The organism is Corynebacterium guaraldiae, assembly GCF_053480195.1.
This window is the reverse complement of the sequence record NZ_JBRBAU010000009.1, coordinates 1-16,156: the sequence shown is the minus strand read 5'-3', so window position 1 is coordinate 16,156 and position 16,156 is coordinate 1. Positions and strand designations below refer to the sequence as shown.

At 59.7% G+C, this 16,156-nt stretch carries 16 protein-coding genes and 3 tRNA genes; 10 read left to right on the top strand and 9 right to left on the bottom strand.

The genetic code is table 11. The annotated features are described in order from the left end of the window. Nucleotides 1-17: 17 nt before the first annotated feature. The 4 genes from yidC to rpmH are packed head-to-tail and all read right to left on the bottom strand — an operon-like array spanning nucleotide 18 to nucleotide 1,795. The gene (gene yidC / locus ACUY3D_RS08200; protein ID WP_269948679.1) at nucleotides 18-1,004 is read right to left on the bottom strand and encodes a membrane protein insertase YidC; all 987 of its coding nucleotides are present in this window, start codon (nucleotides 1,002-1,004) and stop codon (nucleotides 18-20) included. A 9-nt stretch (nucleotides 1,005-1,013) separates the two neighbouring features. Continuing rightward, nucleotides 1,014-1,292: a membrane protein insertion efficiency factor YidD gene (gene yidD / locus ACUY3D_RS08195; protein WP_070444526.1), complete on the bottom strand. Its 279-nt coding sequence runs from the start codon at nucleotides 1,290-1,292 to the stop codon at nucleotides 1,014-1,016. Continuing rightward, complete coding sequence (gene rnpA / locus ACUY3D_RS08190; RefSeq protein WP_070521939.1) at nucleotides 1,280-1,648, bottom strand: ribonuclease P protein component; 369 nt, start codon at nucleotides 1,646-1,648, stop codon at nucleotides 1,280-1,282. The genes yidD and rnpA overlap by 13 nt, the downstream gene beginning before the upstream one ends. Before the next feature lie 3 nt (nucleotides 1,649-1,651). Continuing rightward, the gene (gene rpmH, locus ACUY3D_RS08185; protein ID WP_003847033.1) at nucleotides 1,652-1,795 is read right to left on the bottom strand and encodes a 50S ribosomal protein L34; all 144 of its coding nucleotides are present in this window, start codon (nucleotides 1,793-1,795) and stop codon (nucleotides 1,652-1,654) included. A gap of 799 nt (nucleotides 1,796-2,594) precedes the next feature. Here rpmH and dnaA point away from each other — a divergent pair. The 5 genes from dnaA (at nucleotide 2,595) to gyrB (ending at nucleotide 9,885) form a co-directional block, all read left to right on the top strand. Next, nucleotides 2,595-4,226 (top strand): chromosomal replication initiator protein DnaA, encoded by a 1,632-nt coding sequence (gene dnaA, locus ACUY3D_RS08180; RefSeq protein WP_144014694.1) that lies wholly within the window; start codon nucleotides 2,595-2,597, stop codon nucleotides 4,224-4,226. Between the two features lie 576 nt (nucleotides 4,227-4,802). After that, entirely contained in the window at nucleotides 4,803-5,984 is a 1,182-nt protein-coding gene (gene dnaN / locus ACUY3D_RS08175; protein WP_070533586.1) for a DNA polymerase III subunit beta, read from the top strand. A gap of 5 nt (nucleotides 5,985-5,989) precedes the next feature. Further along, entirely contained in the window at nucleotides 5,990-7,168 is a 1,179-nt protein-coding gene (recF, locus tag ACUY3D_RS08170; protein ID WP_070533584.1) for a DNA replication/repair protein RecF, read from the top strand. Further along, entirely contained in the window at nucleotides 7,161-7,703 is a 543-nt protein-coding gene (locus ACUY3D_RS08165; RefSeq protein ID WP_070521951.1) for a DciA family protein, read from the top strand. The genes recF and ACUY3D_RS08165 overlap by 8 nt, the downstream gene beginning before the upstream one ends. Nucleotides 7,704-7,833: 130 nt before the next feature. Next, nucleotides 7,834-9,885 (top strand): DNA topoisomerase (ATP-hydrolyzing) subunit B, encoded by a 2,052-nt coding sequence (gyrB, locus tag ACUY3D_RS08160; RefSeq protein WP_070521954.1) that lies wholly within the window; start codon nucleotides 7,834-7,836, stop codon nucleotides 9,883-9,885. Between the two features lie 73 nt (nucleotides 9,886-9,958). On the opposite strand, the gene ACUY3D_RS08155 is transcribed toward gyrB, so the two are convergent. From ACUY3D_RS08155 to ACUY3D_RS08140, 4 genes are read right to left on the bottom strand one after another with little or no spacing between them, the layout of a single operon-like run. Next, nucleotides 9,959-10,405, bottom strand: coding sequence for a DUF6918 family protein (locus tag ACUY3D_RS08155; RefSeq protein WP_070533582.1), 447 nt, complete (start codon nucleotides 10,403-10,405; stop codon nucleotides 9,959-9,961). A gap of 10 nt (nucleotides 10,406-10,415) precedes the next feature. Next, entirely contained in the window at nucleotides 10,416-10,862 is a 447-nt protein-coding gene (locus ACUY3D_RS08150) for a hypothetical protein (protein WP_143334958.1), read from the bottom strand. Nucleotides 10,863-10,911: 49 nt separating this feature from the next. Continuing rightward, nucleotides 10,912-11,172, bottom strand: a complete 261-nt coding sequence (locus ACUY3D_RS08145; protein ID WP_143334957.1) for a cell filamentation protein Fic — start codon at nucleotides 11,170-11,172, stop codon at nucleotides 10,912-10,914. Further along, nucleotides 11,169-11,390, bottom strand: a complete 222-nt coding sequence (locus ACUY3D_RS08140) for a CopG family transcriptional regulator (protein WP_070533755.1) — start codon at nucleotides 11,388-11,390, stop codon at nucleotides 11,169-11,171. The genes ACUY3D_RS08145 and ACUY3D_RS08140 overlap by 4 nt, the downstream gene beginning before the upstream one ends. A gap of 79 nt (nucleotides 11,391-11,469) precedes the next feature. On the opposite strand from ACUY3D_RS08140, the gene gyrA reads away from it, so the two are divergent. The 4 genes from gyrA to ACUY3D_RS08120 all read left to right on the top strand — a co-directional run bounded on the left by gyrA (nucleotide 11,470) and on the right by ACUY3D_RS08120 (nucleotide 14,655). Beyond that, complete coding sequence (gene gyrA, locus ACUY3D_RS08135; RefSeq protein WP_448240826.1) at nucleotides 11,470-14,058, top strand: DNA gyrase subunit A; 2,589 nt, start codon at nucleotides 11,470-11,472, stop codon at nucleotides 14,056-14,058. Between the two features lie 3 nt (nucleotides 14,059-14,061). Then, nucleotides 14,062-14,409, top strand: a complete 348-nt coding sequence (locus ACUY3D_RS08130) for a DUF3566 domain-containing protein (RefSeq protein WP_070521969.1) — start codon at nucleotides 14,062-14,064, stop codon at nucleotides 14,407-14,409. Nucleotides 14,410-14,496: 87 nt separating this feature from the next. Further along, nucleotides 14,497-14,573, top strand: a tRNA-Ile gene (locus ACUY3D_RS08125). A 9-nt stretch (nucleotides 14,574-14,582) separates the two neighbouring features. Next, nucleotides 14,583-14,655, top strand: a tRNA-Ala gene (locus ACUY3D_RS08120). Nucleotides 14,656-14,849: 194 nt separating this feature from the next. On the opposite strand, the gene ACUY3D_RS08115 is transcribed toward ACUY3D_RS08120, so the two are convergent. Beyond that, entirely contained in the window at nucleotides 14,850-15,728 is an 879-nt protein-coding gene (locus tag ACUY3D_RS08115; RefSeq protein ID WP_144014950.1) for a polysaccharide deacetylase family protein, read from the bottom strand. A 170-nt stretch (nucleotides 15,729-15,898) separates the two neighbouring features. Here ACUY3D_RS08115 and ACUY3D_RS08110 point away from each other — a divergent pair. Further along, nucleotides 15,899-15,971: transfer RNA gene (locus ACUY3D_RS08110), tRNA-Ala, on the top strand. Nucleotides 15,972-16,156 lie beyond the last annotated feature (185 nt).

Below are 16,156 nucleotides of genomic sequence, written 5' to 3'. Positions count from 1 at the left end.
AACTCCTGGGTTACGTTCTAGTTGTTCTTGCGGCGCTGTTTCTTAGAGCGGTGATCCTTCTTGCGTGCGCCCGGCTTCGGGGCAGAAGTGCGCTTGAGCTCAGCCTTGGCGGCTGCCTCTTCTTCTTCCTCCCGGTCCATCTTGGCGTAAACAATGCGGGTTTGGAAGAAGGTCCACACGGTGTTGGCCAGCATGTAGAAGAGCAGGCCGATGGGCCAGATGAAGCCGGAGAACACCAGCATTGCCGGCATAAACCACAGCATCATCTTGTTCATCATGGCCATCTGCTGCTGCATCATCTCCGCGTTCTGACCCTGCGGGGTAGCGGTCTTGCCGGCCGCGCGGCGCGCCTCCTGGCGGTTCAGCGTCATGCGGGCGTTGAAGTGGGTCAGCGTCGCAATGATGGCGATGAGCGGCACGATGATGAAGGCCGCCTGTGCGGTGGTGGTTTCCTTAACAATCTCCAGACCGGAGTCGAGGCGCAGGTTCGCCACGAGCGGGACACCGAAGATCTTGGCGTCTACGAACTGCTTCACCAGCTCAGGTTCGAAGATGTAGTTCGCAATGGAGGCGTTCATCTCCTCCGACATTGCTTCACCCGCCGGGTGCCCGATGCCACCGGCGACGGCAACAGTGCGGTCAAAGGAGCGCAGCACGTGGAACAGACCAATGAACATGGGGATCTGCGCGAACATCGGCAGGCAGCCCGCCACGGGGCGCACGCCAGCTTCCTTGTAGATGCGCTGCATCTCTTGGGCAGCCTTGGTCTGGTCATTGGCGTACTTGGTGCGCAGTTCCTGAATTTGTGGCTGGATCTCCTGCATCTTGCGTGAAGAGCGCAGCTGCGTGATGGTCGGCTTGACCATGATGGCCTTGAGCGTCCACGTCAGAAGAACGATGGCGATGATCCAGGTTCCGCCCCATGCGGAATCAAGGACGAAGCTCAAGAGCCAATGCCAGAACCACAGGACGGCTGAAATTGGCCAATAAATGAAATTAAGCACGAGAGTTGTTTACCTCAGTTGTTGTTTGGTCGGTACCGGATCAAACCCGCCCGGGTGCCAGGGACCGCACTTGCATAACCTGGCAAGCGCCATGCCCGTCCCCTTGAAGGCTCCATGGATGGAGATGGCTTCGAGAGCATAGGCACTGCACGTCGGTTCAAAACGACAGGTGGAGACCATCTTAAGGCCTGACAAGTGCTTTTGGTAGAAGCGCACCCCGTGAACTAGGACTCTCCCGAACCCGCGGGCTTCAGGAATCTCCTCTCCTTGAGAGTTCAGATATCCCATGTGCTTAGTGCTTTGCGGATATCACGCTCAAGGCGCTCACTGGTGGCACTACCGCTAGCGGGCAAGGCGCGGATAACAATGTCAACATTGGCGGGCAATACTGTCCCGTTGACGCCATCGCGCATGAGGGACATGCACACATGACGAAGCCGCCGGGAGGTGCGGTGGCGAACCACGGCATTCCCGACGGCCTTCGACACGATGAGGCCGAACCGCGGCCCAGTGGCCGCGATGTCGTCTTCACCGTCGTTAAAGCGCAAATGCACGACGACAGTGCGCGTGCCCGCCCGGCGCCCGCCCTTGATGGTCCTCCGAAATTGCCTCGGGGACGTGAGCTTGTGCTGGGCTGGAAGCATGAATTAAGCGGTGAGCTTAGCGCGACCCTTCTTGCGACGAGCGGCGACGATGGCGCGGCCGGCGCGGGTGCTCATGCGGGTACGGAAGCCGTGCTTACGAGCGCGACGACGGTTGTTCGGCTGGAAGGTACGCTTACCCTTTGCCACGATTAACTCCTTGAAGTTGTTGGTGGATGGCACAGCCACACGCCGGTGAGGGCGGTGGGCATAAACATCCACTGATGAATGGTGTACGTGGGGATGTGGCTTCGCACGTGAAGCGCCGTGAGGCGTGGCGAGGCATTCCCACATGCAACATGTGCACCATGCACTGTTGCGATAGACCATCACAGGTTACGTGACAGATAGTGCGCGAAACAAATCGACACACTGGGTGTCCCCGAAATTACAAAGATGTTTTTATCCGCAGCTAGAACGCCACTTTTTGCCCACATGCTGCGCGGCAAGCACCCCCTCTCGCCGTTCTTGCGCCGCGCTTGGCGCCATCGTGCCGAGCGCGCATAAAAGTGCGTTAGACAGCGCCCCCATAACGCGGTACAACTGAGGAATCGAATTCCACAGTCACCCACAGGGTGTGGATAACTCTCAATGAAGACTTGAGACTTTCACTGTTTATGCAGGTTAACTGCATTGAGGAGCCGATGTACAGTTATCCACAGCTATGAGATAGGCTGTGGATAAACCACCTATCCACACTTGTGGATAACCTTGTGGATTCCGAGGTTACGCACCAAAACATCGTGTGGAATCTTCGGTGGAAATTACAACTTCATGTGATTTCTCATCCTGTATCTCTCCTCATCCATCCGTCCATCCCCGATCCCCAACCCACAGTCACGCAGTAAATACTCAGCTCCCTAGGCCTCTTCTTCAGGGAACCGAGTAGGTGTGGCCGGCCCCGGCCGATGACACCGCGTGAACTGTAACTACACAGAAGGTAGGCGTTTTGTCTGATCCGCAAGCAGCCCTCCGGGCCAGCTGGAAAGCTGTGGTCAGTGATTTACTGGCTCAGTCCGAACAACCAAGTTCGGACGTACCCAATTTCTCCCATAGCCAGCGCCTCAATCTTCAACTTGTAGAACCCATCATGATCGGTGATGGCTACGCGCTGATCGCCGCCCCGCACGAGAACGCCAAGAATGTCATCGAGGCCGAGCTGGGGGAGTACATCACCCGCACCTTGTCGCAGCATATGGGGCGCCCTTGTTCTTTGGCCGTGACCATTGCGGCGCCGCCGCAGCCGGCTCACGAAGAAGCGCCTGAAGCGCCCGCACCCCAGCGCCCCATCCAAACCGAGGCGCCCGAGCACGGCATGGGGCACCAGGCACAGGGTTTCCAGCAACCCATGCCGCCCACTCCACCTACTCAGCCAGAGACGCCAAGCCACCATCAACCGCGCTCCTGGGACACCGCGCATTCTCCGGCCAGCTTGGATGAGTTGGCACAGCACTACAGCGATCAGCAAAGCAGCGTTCCGAACGGCTACCCCGAGGCAACCGGGCCGCGCATCCCGCGCGAGGAACCGGCGCACAACCCGAACCGCGAAAAGTCCCTCAACCCGAAGCACACTTTTGAAAACTTCGTCATCGGGTCCTCCAACCGTTTTGCCAACGGCGCCGCCGTGGCCGTGGCCGAAAACCCCGCCCGCGCCTATAACCCTCTCTTCATTTGGGGCGGCTCCGGCTTGGGCAAAACCCACCTGCTGCACGCGGCCGGTAATTACGCCCAGGTCCTGCACCCGGGCCTGCGCGTGAAGTACGTTTCCTCGGAAGAATTCACCAACGACTACATCAACTCCCTGCGTGATGACCGCCAGGAATCCTTCAAGCGCCGCTATCGCAACCTGGATATCCTCATGGTCGATGACATCCAGTTCTTGGAAGGCAAGGAATCCACGCAGGAGGAGTTCTTCCACACCTTCAATGCGCTGCACCAGGCCAATAAACAGATCATTTTGTCCTCCGATCGCCCTCCGAAACAGCTGACCACGCTGGAGGATCGCCTGCGCACACGCTTCGAGGGAGGACTGATTACGGATATTCAGCCGCCAGACCTGGAAACGCGCATCGCCATCCTCATGAAGAAGGCTTCCGCGGACGGCACCGACGTCGATCGCTCGGTCCTCGAGCTCATCGCCTCTCGCTTTGAATCTTCGATCCGCGAGCTGGAAGGTGCGCTCATCCGCGTTTCTGCCTATTCCTCTCTGGTCAATGAGCCGATCAGTTTGGAGATGGCGGAGATTGCCCTGCACGATCTAGCCCCGGACTCTGCGGATCGCCAGATCACCGCGGCGGCCATCATCGAGGTCACAGCGGATTACTTCGACATCGACGTGGATACCCTGCGCGGTTCTGGTAAGAAGCGCGCCGTCGCCCACGCCCGCCAGCTGGCCATGTATCTGTGCCGCGAGCTCACAGAGCTTTCCCTGCCGAAGATTGGTGATCAATTCGGCGGCAAGGACCACACCACCGTCATCTATGCGGACCGCAAGATCCGTAAGGAGATGACTGAGAACCGCAACACGTACGACGAGATCCAGGCCCTAACCCAACGCGTGAAGAACCACAACCAGCGCTAGCACCACGCAGCGCTTGGCGACGCCCCTGCCCACCTCCCGCAATTTCCTCCCCGCGGGCGTGGGTAGGGGCGTCTTTGCTATCCACCCAAAAGTTATCCACACCGTTATTCACAGCTGTGTAATTTCATTGTTGTAATTTGTAGATCCTCATCACGTTTTCTTCTTCCACAGCAGATCAGAGGGGTCATCGCCCTTGTGATTAACTCTGTGATCAGCGCAGACAGATCTGGGGATGAATTGTGGATAACTTTGACCCCGACCCAGTTACTCACATTTCTTGTCATTTGATCACAGTGATCCCACACCCTGACTCACAGATCGTTTCACCGTGAAGAGCTTGGCTTTTAGCGGGTTGTCCACAGATCCCACAGCGCTTATTACTACTCCTATTTTGTTTTCTCCCTAACCAAGAAGAAAAAGGATGTGTGTGATTCGTCGGCGCCCTGCACGGTCGCGCGCTTAAATCGCAAAGCAGGGAAGGTGAATGACAAAATCCTGTGCTTCGGCACCGATCCTGTAAGTTGGAGTGAGCTTGCAAGAATCTTCCATCCGCAACTAGAGGAGCGTCTCACCATCATGGAGCAGTCCGTGTCATTTCGCGTTGCCAAAGATGATCTCGCTAACGCCGTAGCGTGGGTCGCGCGCAGCCTTCCTTCGAAGGTCACCCAACCAGTACTGCGCGCCATGCTGATCACCGCGGATGACAATGGTTTGGAATTCACCGGCTTCGACTACGAGGTTTCCACCCGCGTGCGCATCGCCGGCATGGTGGATGAGCCGGGACGCATCGCAGTGGCCGGTAAGTTGCTCTCTGACATCGTTGCTTCCTTGCCCAACAAGGAAATTGAGATGACGCAGGAGGATAACAAGGTTCTGTTGACCTGTGGTTCTTCGCGCTTCGAGCTGCCGCTCATCCCGCTGGATGATTACCCCCAGCTCCCTGTCCTGCCGGAGGTCACCGGCACCATTAACCCGCAGCTCTTCGTCGAAGCTATCAGCCAGGTCGTTGCGGCCGCCGGCAAGGATGACACCCTGCCGATGCTCACTGGCGTGCACATCGACATCAATGGTTCCCACGTGGAAATGACGGCGACGGACCGCTTCCGCCTGGCCATGCGCACCTTCGAGTGGGAGCCGGTATCTCCTGACGTCCAGGCCAAGCTCCTCGTCCCAGCCAAGACGCTGCAGGAGACCGGCCGTTCCTTGGACACGCATCTCAACATCCCGGTTGAAATCGCCGTGGGCACTGGTGAGAACATCGCTGCGGAAGGCCTGTTCGGCCTGCATGCGGATAACCGCGAGACCACCACCCGCATGCTGGACGCGGATTTCCCCAACGTTGCACCCTTGCTGCCCAAGACCCACAGCGCTATGGCCAGCATCGAGGTTGCTCCGCTCCAGGAAGCCATCCGCCGCGTCTCGTTGTTGACGGATCGCAATGCGCAGATCCGCATGGAATTCCGCGAAGGCGAGGTGACCTTGGCAGCAGGCGCCGATTCTGGCCGCGCTAGCGAGTCCCTGCCCTGTGCTTTCAACGGCCGTGAGGACTTCGTCATCGCCTTCAACCCGTCCTACCTCAAGGATGGTTTGGCTGTGGTTCACACGGACCGCGTGGTCTTTGGCTTTACCGAGCCTTCGCGGCCTGCGATCATGATTCCGGAGCCGGAGGAGCTACCAGCGGCCAACGAGGACGGCTCGTTCCCGACTCCGGAGACTCATTTCACCTACCTGCTGATGCCAGTGCGCTTGCCAGGCTAGGCCGTATGTACATTCGCGATCTCGATGTCAGGGACTTCCGCTCCTGGCCCGAGCTCACCCTCAGGCTGAAACCGGGGATCACCCTGTTTGTCGGCCGCAACGGTTTCGGCAAGACCAATATCGTCGAGGCCATCGGGTATACCGCGCATCTTTCTTCGCACCGTGTGGCCCACGATGCCCCCCTCGTGCGCCACGGCGCGCACAATGCCCGCATCTCCGCCACCGCGGTGAACCAGGGCAGAGAGCTCACCGCGCACTTGCTCATCAAACCCCACGCGGCCAACCAGGCGCAGATCAACCGCACGCGCCTGAAGTCCCCGCGCGAGTTACTTGGCGTGGTGAAAACCGTGTTGTTTTCCCCGGAGGATTTGTCCCTCGTGCGCGGCGAACCTGCAGCACGCCGCCAGTATTTGGATGACATCATTGCCTCCCGCACGCCACGCCTGGCGGGAGTGAAAGCTGATTATGACAAGGTCCTGAAGCAGCGCAATGCCTTGTTGAAGTCGGCGTCGCCAAGCTTGCGCCGGGGCTACAGCGACAGTGACGGTGCCTCGGCGCTGGCCACTCTCGACGTGTGGGATACGCAGCTGTCTTCCCTCGGCGCGCAGGTGATTCAGGCACGCCTAGCGCTTGTCGACGAACTCCGCGAGCACATTCCCGCCGCTTATGCCGGGCTCGCCCCGGAGTCGCGACCGGCCGCCATTGACTACAAATCCACCGTGGACATCTCAGACCGCGAGGTTATCGAGGCCATGATGCTCACCGAGCTTGCCACGAAGCGTCAACGAGAGATCGAACGCGGCATCTCGCTCGTTGGCCCGCACCGCGACGATCTGGTGCTCAACCTTGGCACGAGCCCCGCCAAGGGCTTTGCCAGCCACGGCGAGACCTGGTCCTATGCCATCTCCTTGCGGCTGGCGGAGTTCAACCTGCTGCGCCAAGACGGCACTGATCCGATTCTCATCCTTGATGATGTCTTCGCCGAGCTCGATGCGAAAAGGCGCGAAAAGCTCGTTCACCTCGCCGCGGGTGCGGAGCAGGTGCTCATTACTGCGGCGGTGGATGAGGATTTGCCTGGAAATTTGCAGCCCATTGAACGCTTTACGGTCACAGTGCGCGACACCGACGAGGGCCGAATCTCCGAGATCACTCCGTATACGGCGGGCGGTGACGAGGATGACTGAGCAGGACTTCGATCCGGTCAAGGCGCTCTTCGAGCGCACGCGAAGTAATTCCAAGAATCCGCCGAAGCTAAACAAGCCGGCTCCCAAGATGAACCTGACGCCGACTCCTTCGGAGCAACAGCCAACGCCGTATCGGCGTGGCCGGCCGAGCGGACCCGATGGCCGCCGCCGGCGCCGCAGCCTCGAGATCCCTAGCCTCGGCGCACAGATTCAACGAGAGATTGGCAAACGCGGCTGGGAACACGAATTGGCTCATGGTTGGGTCATGGGTAATTGGGAAAACCTCGTCGGCGAGCGCATCGCCGCGCACACGCAACCGCTCACCATCAAAGAGCAGGTTGTCTACGTGGCGTGTGATTCTTCCAGCTGGGCCACCGAGTTGCGCTACCTGCAGCGCCCCATTTTGCAGAAGATTGCAGATCGCCTCGGCCCGGACGTGGTGGTTAAGCTGCACATTCAGGGCCCCAAGCAGCACCGCAACTATGAGGGCCGCCAATGGGTCAAGCCGCAAGGTTCGCAAGATACGTACGGCTGATTTTGGGTGACCGCGAAATTCACGCAAATTTGGGGCTCTCACGGGCGTGCAGTGCCCTTGCGTGGGGGGACACAGTGTAGAATGGCTAGAGTCTTAGATTTAGCTCTAGCCAAAAGGAGAACACGAATCCGTGGCTGAACAACACGCATATGATGCGGGGTCAATCACAATTCTGGAGGGCCTCGAAGCCGTCCGTAAGCGCCCCGGCATGTACATCGGTTCCACCGGTGCCCGTGGCCTGCACCACCTGATCTGGGAGATCGTTGACAACTCCGTCGATGAGGCGATGGCGGGCTTTGCCGACAAGGTCATCGTCACCCTCCGCGAAGACGGCGGCATCGAAGTTATCGATAACGGCCGTGGTATCCCGGTGGAGATGCACGCCTCTGGCGTTCCCACCGTCCAGGTGGTCATGACCCAGCTGCATGCCGGCGGTAAGTTCGACTCCGAATCCTATGCCGTTTCCGGCGGCCTCCACGGCGTGGGTATCTCCGTGGTCAATGCTTTGTCCACCCGCGTCGAGGCAGATATCAAGCGCGACGGCAAGCACTGGTACCAGAACTTCAACAATGCCATCCCGGATGAACTCGTGGAAGGCGATAATGCTCGCGGTACCGGAACCACCATCCGCTTCTGGCCGGACCCGGAGATCTTTGAGACCGTCGAGTTTAATTACGACACGATCGCTCGCCGCCTGCAGGAGATGGCCTTCCTGAACAAGGGCCTGACCATCGTGCTGCGCGATGAGCGCGCCATCTCTAAGGAGCAGGCCGAACTAGAGGAGATCGCCGAGGCTGGCGATGCCCCAGTGAGCCTGAGCAGCCTGGATGAGAAGGGGGAGTCCACTGAGGCTGCCGACGGTGACGAAGACCAGGCGTCCAAGAAAAAGAAGAAGGAAGTCACCTACCACTACCCAAACGGTCTGCAGGACTATGTTGAGCACCTCAACAAGAACAAGACCGCCATCCACCCCACCATCGTTGCCTTCGACGTTAAGGGTGAGGACCATGAGGTGGAAATCGCGCTGCAGTGGAACCAGGGCTACAAGCAGTCCGTCCACACCTTCGCCAACACCATTAATACTCACGAAGGCGGAACGCACGAGGAAGGCTTCCGCGCGGCGCTGACCTCCCTGATGAACCGCTATGCCAAGGAGCACAAGCTCCTCAAGGAAAAGGATGGCAACCTTTCCGGCGAAGATTGCCGCGAAGGCCTTGCCGCCGTCATTTCCGTCAAGGTTGGGGATCCGCAGTTCGAAGGCCAGACCAAGACGAAGCTGGGTAACTCGGAGATTCGAGGATTTGTCCAGCGTTCCGTTAACGAGCACCTCAACGATTGGTTCGATGCCAACCCGGCTGAGGCCAAGGTCATCATCAACAAGGCCGTGTCCTCTGCGCACGCCCGCGTGGCGGCGCGAAAGGCGCGCGAATTGGTACGCCGTAAGTCCGCCGGTGACCTCGGTGGCCTTCCGGGTAAGTTGGCGGATTGCCGTTCCAAGGACTCGAAGCTTTCTGAGCTCTACATCGTGGAGGGTGACTCCGCAGGTGGTTCCGCCAAGGGCGGCCGCGATTCCATGTTCCAGGCCATCCTGCCGCTGCGCGGCAAGATCCTCAACGTGGAAAAGGCCCGCATGGACAAGGTGCTCAAGAACGCTGAGGTTCAGGCCATCATCACGGCCCTGGGCACCGGCATCCACGAAGAATTCGACATTTCCAAGCTGCGCTATGACAAGATCGTGCTCATGGCCGATGCCGACGTCGACGGCCAGCACATCGCTACGCTGCTGCTGACCCTGCTCTTCCGTTTCATGCCGCAGCTGGTTGAGGATGGCCACGTCTTCCTGGCTAACCCGCCGCTGTACAAGCTGAAGTGGGGCAAGGGCCAGCCGGGCTACGCCTTCTCCGACGCCGAGCGTGACAAGCTGCTTGCTGAGGGCCTGGAGCAGGGACGCAAGATCAACAAGGATGACGGCATCCAGCGCTACAAGGGTCTGGGTGAGATGAACGCCTCCGAGTTGTGGGAGACCACCCTGGATCCGACCACCCGCGTGCTTCGCCGTGTGGATTTGGAGGACGCCCAGCGCGCCGACGAGCTCTTCTCCATCCTCATGGGTGATGACGTGTCTGCTCGCCGCTCCTTCATTACCCGCCGCGCGAAGGACGTACGCTTCCTCGACGTCTAAACGCTAGGTCAAAACCCGCAAAGACCAGCACCTCATATGAGGTGCTGGTCTTATTTCGTCGTTAAGCAGGCGCTTAAACAGTAGTCATATGGCGCTGCAGAACGCTGCCGATGGTCGCGACGTTGGGCTCCAGAATCGAGGAGGCCTTGCCACGCAGGGACTTGTAGGTGCGGGCGATGCCAGGCGCGTTCACATTCTCCGCGGCCTTGTCCGCGGTTGCCATGATGGCGGCGGTAATCTCAGCGCTGCGCCCTTCCAGGTAGGTGCCGAAGTCGGACTGCTCAGAGCCTTCGAATTCCTTCCAGTAGGAATCCAGGCTATTGAGTAGTTCCGGAAGCATGTGGTTGATTCCCTTGGACAAGACCTTAGAATCTGCCTTCTTGGCAGCGCCTAAAGCGCCTTTGAAGGCCATTCCGGAAATGCCGGAGAGCGAAGAGACGGTGTCATCGGCGGCCGTGGCCAAGTCCGCCACTACGGCGTTGCGGGTAGGGGATTGGAGAAGCTGGGTGAGGTTTGTCATACAGGCGAGCTTACTGTGCCGGTGCGGTGGAGCCTGCCTTGAGCGCGGCGAGCTGGTCAGCAATCTCCGGGAAGCCATTGGTGCGGGCCAGGCGCTCGAGGTCGAAGTCGAGGCCACCTTCGTAGAGGCGGCTGTTCTCAGAAGAACCGGAGGACCCGGCCATCCCGATCTGGGCGGCAAACTCGTCTACCTGGGCGCGCAGTGCCGGGACGTTATCCACTACCAGCTTGAGCAGTGCTGCTGCGGCGGCGATGCTACCGCCGATGATGAGCGTCATGTCGAACGGCGAGGAACCGGTGAGGGTGGTGCCGGCTTCGCCCTGCTTGAAGTCGGGGTTGAGGTTTTTCTGCCAGTCATTGTCGGCGGTCTTAGCGCTCGCAGCCGGCGTTGCGGCAGTAGCGAGAGTGGTGGCCACGACACTGGCGGCGAGGAACTTCTTCAAAGACTTCGAGGGCATAGGGGGATTCCTCCTACAAGGGAATAGAGACTTCTTTATCATGTTTAACTTACATAACTTCTGCAACAGAAAGATAGACCTCGGCGCAAAATCGCGCGAATTCTTCATTCTTTCCGCTGAGCGCGGGGACAGAACGCAAGACTGTCTCCAGTGATTCCGCCGCCGCATCGCGGCTGCCATGAACGGCAATTCCCTCAATGGTGGCCGTGCTCGCGGCGGCCGCGGCGGCTAGCGCTGCGAAATTACTAATCCGTACCCGATGGGCCCGGCAAAATTCATGGGCGACGAGGAGCAGTTGTTCCACGTTCACTGGCGTGCGCCTCGGGCCTGGCGGATCTCCGCTTCTAATTCTGAACGCCCAGGCAGCAGCCGGCGCGCGGTGTCCTGTACGGCGGCATCGGTGAGAGTTCGTGCGGCCGCCGCAACAACGGCGCGGACCACCGCCTCGTGCTTGGAGGTTCCTTGCGCGGAAGCCAACAAGGTCAGCGCATGGTCTTGGTCCGGGGTCAGGCGCAGCGTCATAGCCATAGAGGACATGGTATCATCGTGATACCACAGCTGTGCCACAAACGGCCTTATACGGCCCTAGAAGGTAGGATAGGGCGTTATGAGCGACAATAACGGTGATCTTTTCGATCGCATCCAACCAATTGACATCAATGAGGAGATGGAGTCGAGCTACATCGACTACGCCATGTCCGTCATTGTCGGCCGCGCCCTGCCAGAGGTGCGTGACGGTCTTAAGCCTGTCCACCGCCGCATCCTCTACGCCATGTATGACTCCGGCTACCGACCGGATCGCGGCTACGTAAAGTCCGCCCGCCCGGTCTCGGACACGATGGGCCAGTTCCACCCGCACGGTGACATCGCTATCTACGACACCCTCGTGCGCCTAGCCCAGCCGTGGAACATGCGCTACCCGCTGGTCGATGGCCAGGGTAACTTCGGCTCCCGCGGTAATGACGGCCCGGCAGCTATGCGTTATACCGAGTGCCGTATGACGCCGCTGGCGATGGAGATGGTGCGTGATATCCGCGAAAACACCGTCGACTTTGCGCCGAACTACGATGGCAAGACGCAGGAGCCGACTATCCTGCCCTCCCGCGTTCCGAACCTGCTGATGAACGGCTCCGGCGGTATCGCCGTCGGTATGGCCACCAATATCCCGCCGCACAACCTCAACGAGTTGGCGGAGGCTATTTACTGGCTGCTGGATAACCCGAATGCTTCTGAGGAAGAAGCCTTGGCTGCCTGCATGGAGCGTGTTAAGGGCCCGGATTTCCCGACTGCGGGCCTCATTGTGGGCGACCAAGGCATCAAGGATGCCTACACCACCGGCCGCGGCTCCATCCGCATGCGTGGCGTGACCTCCATTGAGGAGGTGGGCAACCGCCAGACCATCGTGATCACTGAGCTGCCCTACCAGGTCAACCCGGATAACATGATCTCCAACATCGCGGAGTCCGTGGTCAACGGCAAGATTGCCGGTATTGCCAAGATCGAGGACGAGTCCTCTGACCGCGTGGGTATGCGCATCGTGGTCACCCTGAAGCGTGACGCCGTGGCTCGCGTGGTGCTCAATAACCTGTACAAGCACTCCCAGCTGCAGACCTCCTTCGGTGCGAACATGCTCTCCATCGTTGATGGCGTGCCGCGCACCCTGCGCCTGGATCAGATGCTGAGCTACTACGTGGCTCACCAGATTGAGGTCATCGTCCGCCGCACCCAGTTCCGCCTCGATGAGGCCGAGAAGCGCGCCCACATCCTGCGCGGCCTGGTCAAGGCGCTCGACATGCTCGATGAGGTCATCGCGCTCATTCGCCGTTCCCCCACGGTTGATGAGGCACGCGAGGGCCTGAAGGCGCTTCTCGACGTCGACGATGTCCAGGCCGATGCCATCCTCGCTATGCAGCTGCGTCGCCTGGCCGCCCTGGAACGTCAAAAGATCATTGATGAGTTGGCGGAGATCGAGGAGATCATCGCGGACCTCAAGGACATCCTGGCCCGCGAGGAGCGCCAGCGCCAGATCGTCCACGATGAGCTGGAGGAGATCGTCGAGAAGTACGGCGATGAGCGCCGTACCCAGATCGTCGCCGCTTCCGGTGACGTGTCCGATGAAGACCTCATTGCCCGCGAGAATGTCGTTGTCACCATCACCGCTACCGGTTACGCCAAGCGCACCAAGGTGGATGCCTACAAGGCACAGAAGCGCGGTGGTAAGGGCGTGCGCGGCGCGGAGCTCAAGCAGGACGATATTGTCAAGAACTTCTTCGTCTGCTCCACGCACGACTGGATCCTGTTCTTCACCAACTTCGGCCGCGTCTACCGCCTCAAGGCCTACGAGCTTCCGGAGGCAGGCCGCACCGCCCGCGGCCAGCACGTGGCCAACCTGCTGGAGTTCCAGCCGGAGGAGAAGATCGCCCAGGTCATCCAGATTCAGTCCTATGAGGACGCTCCTTACCTCGTCCTTGCTACCCAGCAGGGCCGCGTGAAGAAGTCCCGCCTCACCGACTACGAATCCGCACGCTCCGCTGGGCTCATCGCCATCAACCTCAACGAGGGCGATGCGCTGATCGGTGCCCAGCTGGTCAACGAGGGCGATGACATCCTGCTCACCTCTGAGCAGGGCCAGGCCATCCGCTTTACTGCCGACGACGACCAGCTCCGCCCAATGGGCCGCGCTACCGCCGGCGTGAAGGGCATGCGCTTCCGCGGCGACGACCAGCTGTTGTCCATGTCTGTGGTCAACGACGGTCAGTTCCTCCTGGTTGCCACCTCCGGCGGCTACGGCAAGCGCACGGCCATCGAAGAGTACACCCCGCAGGGCCGCGGCGGCCTCGGCGTGATGACCTTCAAGTACACCCCGAAGCGCGGCAAGCTCATTGCGGCTATCGCTGTGGACGAGGACGACGAGATCTTCGCCATCACCTCCGCCGGCGGCGTGGTGCGCACTGAGGTCAACCAGATTCGCCCGAGCTCCCGCGCCACCATGGGCGTGCGTTTGGTTAACCTGGCTGACGACGTCGAACTGCTGGCCATCGACCGCAACGTGGAGGACGACGGCGAGGAGAATGCCCAGGCAGTGGCCAAGGGTGAGAAGTCCGTGGAGGACGTCAAGCCTGAGCACCTCAAGCTTGGGGAAGACTCCAAGCAGGACGAAGCTGAAAGCAAGGATGCCGATAAGGACGAGGAGTAACCCATGATTGGACGAGAGCTTCACCTAGCCCGGATTTCGCCCATGTCGGCGTTCCGCGTTGGCTTGGCCATGTCCCTCGTCGGCCTCGTCGCCTGGATCATCGCCGTGTGCCTGTTGTATCTCGGCCTTGACCAGGCGGGCATCTGGGATTCCTTCAATAGCCTCGTCGGCGGTGTTGGCGGCGGCTTTGAGGTCTCCTTCGGGTTGGTCGTCTCCGCGGCCGCACTGTTTGGTGCCATCATCGCTGTGCTGATGACCATCCTGGCGCCGCTTCTGGCGGTGATCTACAACGCCATCGTGGACGTCTTCGGTGGATTCAAGATTCGCCTCCAAGACGAACCGCATAACTAGCGAATATCACCGAGAAAAACTACATATGACCAGGCGATTTGTAATAGATCGCCGGTCCTATGTAGAGTAACTACTCGTTCCGGTCAAGGGCCTATAGCTCAGTCGGTTAGAGCGCATCGCTGATAACGATGAGGTCGCTGGTTCGATTCCAGCTAGGCCCACCACGGAACAATGGGGCATTAGCTCAATTGGTAGAGCATCTGCTTTGCAAGCAGAAGGTCAGGAGTTCGATTCTCCTATGCTCCACAGCATAAGTGGAAGGCGCCCGGCGGAAACGCTGGGCGCTTTTCGCGTTCGGCCAAACTGGTCACACAGGGGCGGGTTAAAGGACCAAACTAAAGGCACCATATGGAGACCTCCGACCCGAAAACACCAGGTAGATGGATACGGAAATCTGCATAAGGTGCCTTTAGTTTGGTCCCAGAACAGGCTGCTGTGCGCTAGCGGGTGAGGTATTGCTTTCCCGCCTGCGGATTGGGGATGAGGCGGTCGAGGCTGACTGGCTCCAGGCCCTTCGCGCGCAGTCCGTCGATGACGCAGTCTGCGGCGCCTACGGTTGTGGCGTGAATGTCGTGCATGAGGACGATGGAGCCGGGCTGCGCGCCGTTGACTGCGGCCTCGCAGACGTGCTGAGAATTGCGGTCCTTCCAATCCACGGTGTCGACGGACCACAGGGCTTGCGCCTGGCCATTAGCCTTCGCAGCGGCCTCCACAGTGCCGTTGGTGGCACCGTACGGGGGACGCATCCACCGAGGGTTCTCACCCGTTGCTGCCTTGATTGCGGCGGCCCCGGCCTTGATCTCGCCGTCCACGTCGCTGGGGGAGAGCTTGTTGAGCTCGCGGTGGGATGCGGTGTGGTTTCCCACGGTGTGGCCCTCAGCCTTCATGCGGCGCAGCAGCTCCGGGTGCGCGGTGGCACTGGGAGCTAAGACCATGAAGCTGGCGTGGGCGTCCTTGGCCTTCAGGGTGTCGAGGAGCTGAGCGGTCAACTCGCCGGGGCCATCGTCATAGGTGATAGCCACGCAGTTGGAGCAGGTGGAATCAGCAACCGACTGCGACTGCCGTTTGCCGGTCGGCGCGGGCTTCTGAGCGGGCCGCGAGGAGCCGGCAAACACGGGATTGTTCTGCAGCTCCTTGGGAAGAGCGTCGTAGGCGTCCTGTTCCAGCTGTTTAAGGTCCTTCTGGACGTCGGGGAGTTGTGGCAACGTCGGCTGCTGAATCACCGGATGAGGAAGCTCCGCAGCGGTAGCCGTGCTGGGCAGGGCCGTGGCTGCTGCAAGGGCGATGAGGGAGCGGACAAGAACACTTTTTCGGCGCATGACAACCTTCCACAGACTTTTTCAGACCCCTCATTGTCTGCCCGGTGAAGGTGCATTATCCCTAGTGACACGCAACTAGAGTGAAAAAAGTTAACTCCTGAGGTTTTATTAGGCCCGTCCTGGGGGTGATTTCGTTGCTTTCACCGAGAGGAGTACGCTCTAAAGGCATTGGGGCATTAGCTCAGTTGGTAGAGCGTTGCGTTCGCAATGCAAAGGTCAGGGGTTCGATTCCCCTATGCTCCACAGGGCGCTCACACAGTGAGCGCCCTTTAGCTTTTCGCTTAACTTAGTCGACATCCTTGGCCTAAACGACAAAACGTGTTGTTTTCCGGCGTGTCGAGTTAAACGACAGATTGTGTTGGTGGGGGTTGGGGTTTAGCGTATGTGACCTTTGCGTATTCCCATAGAGTGGTTGTAGGCAGTGTCGA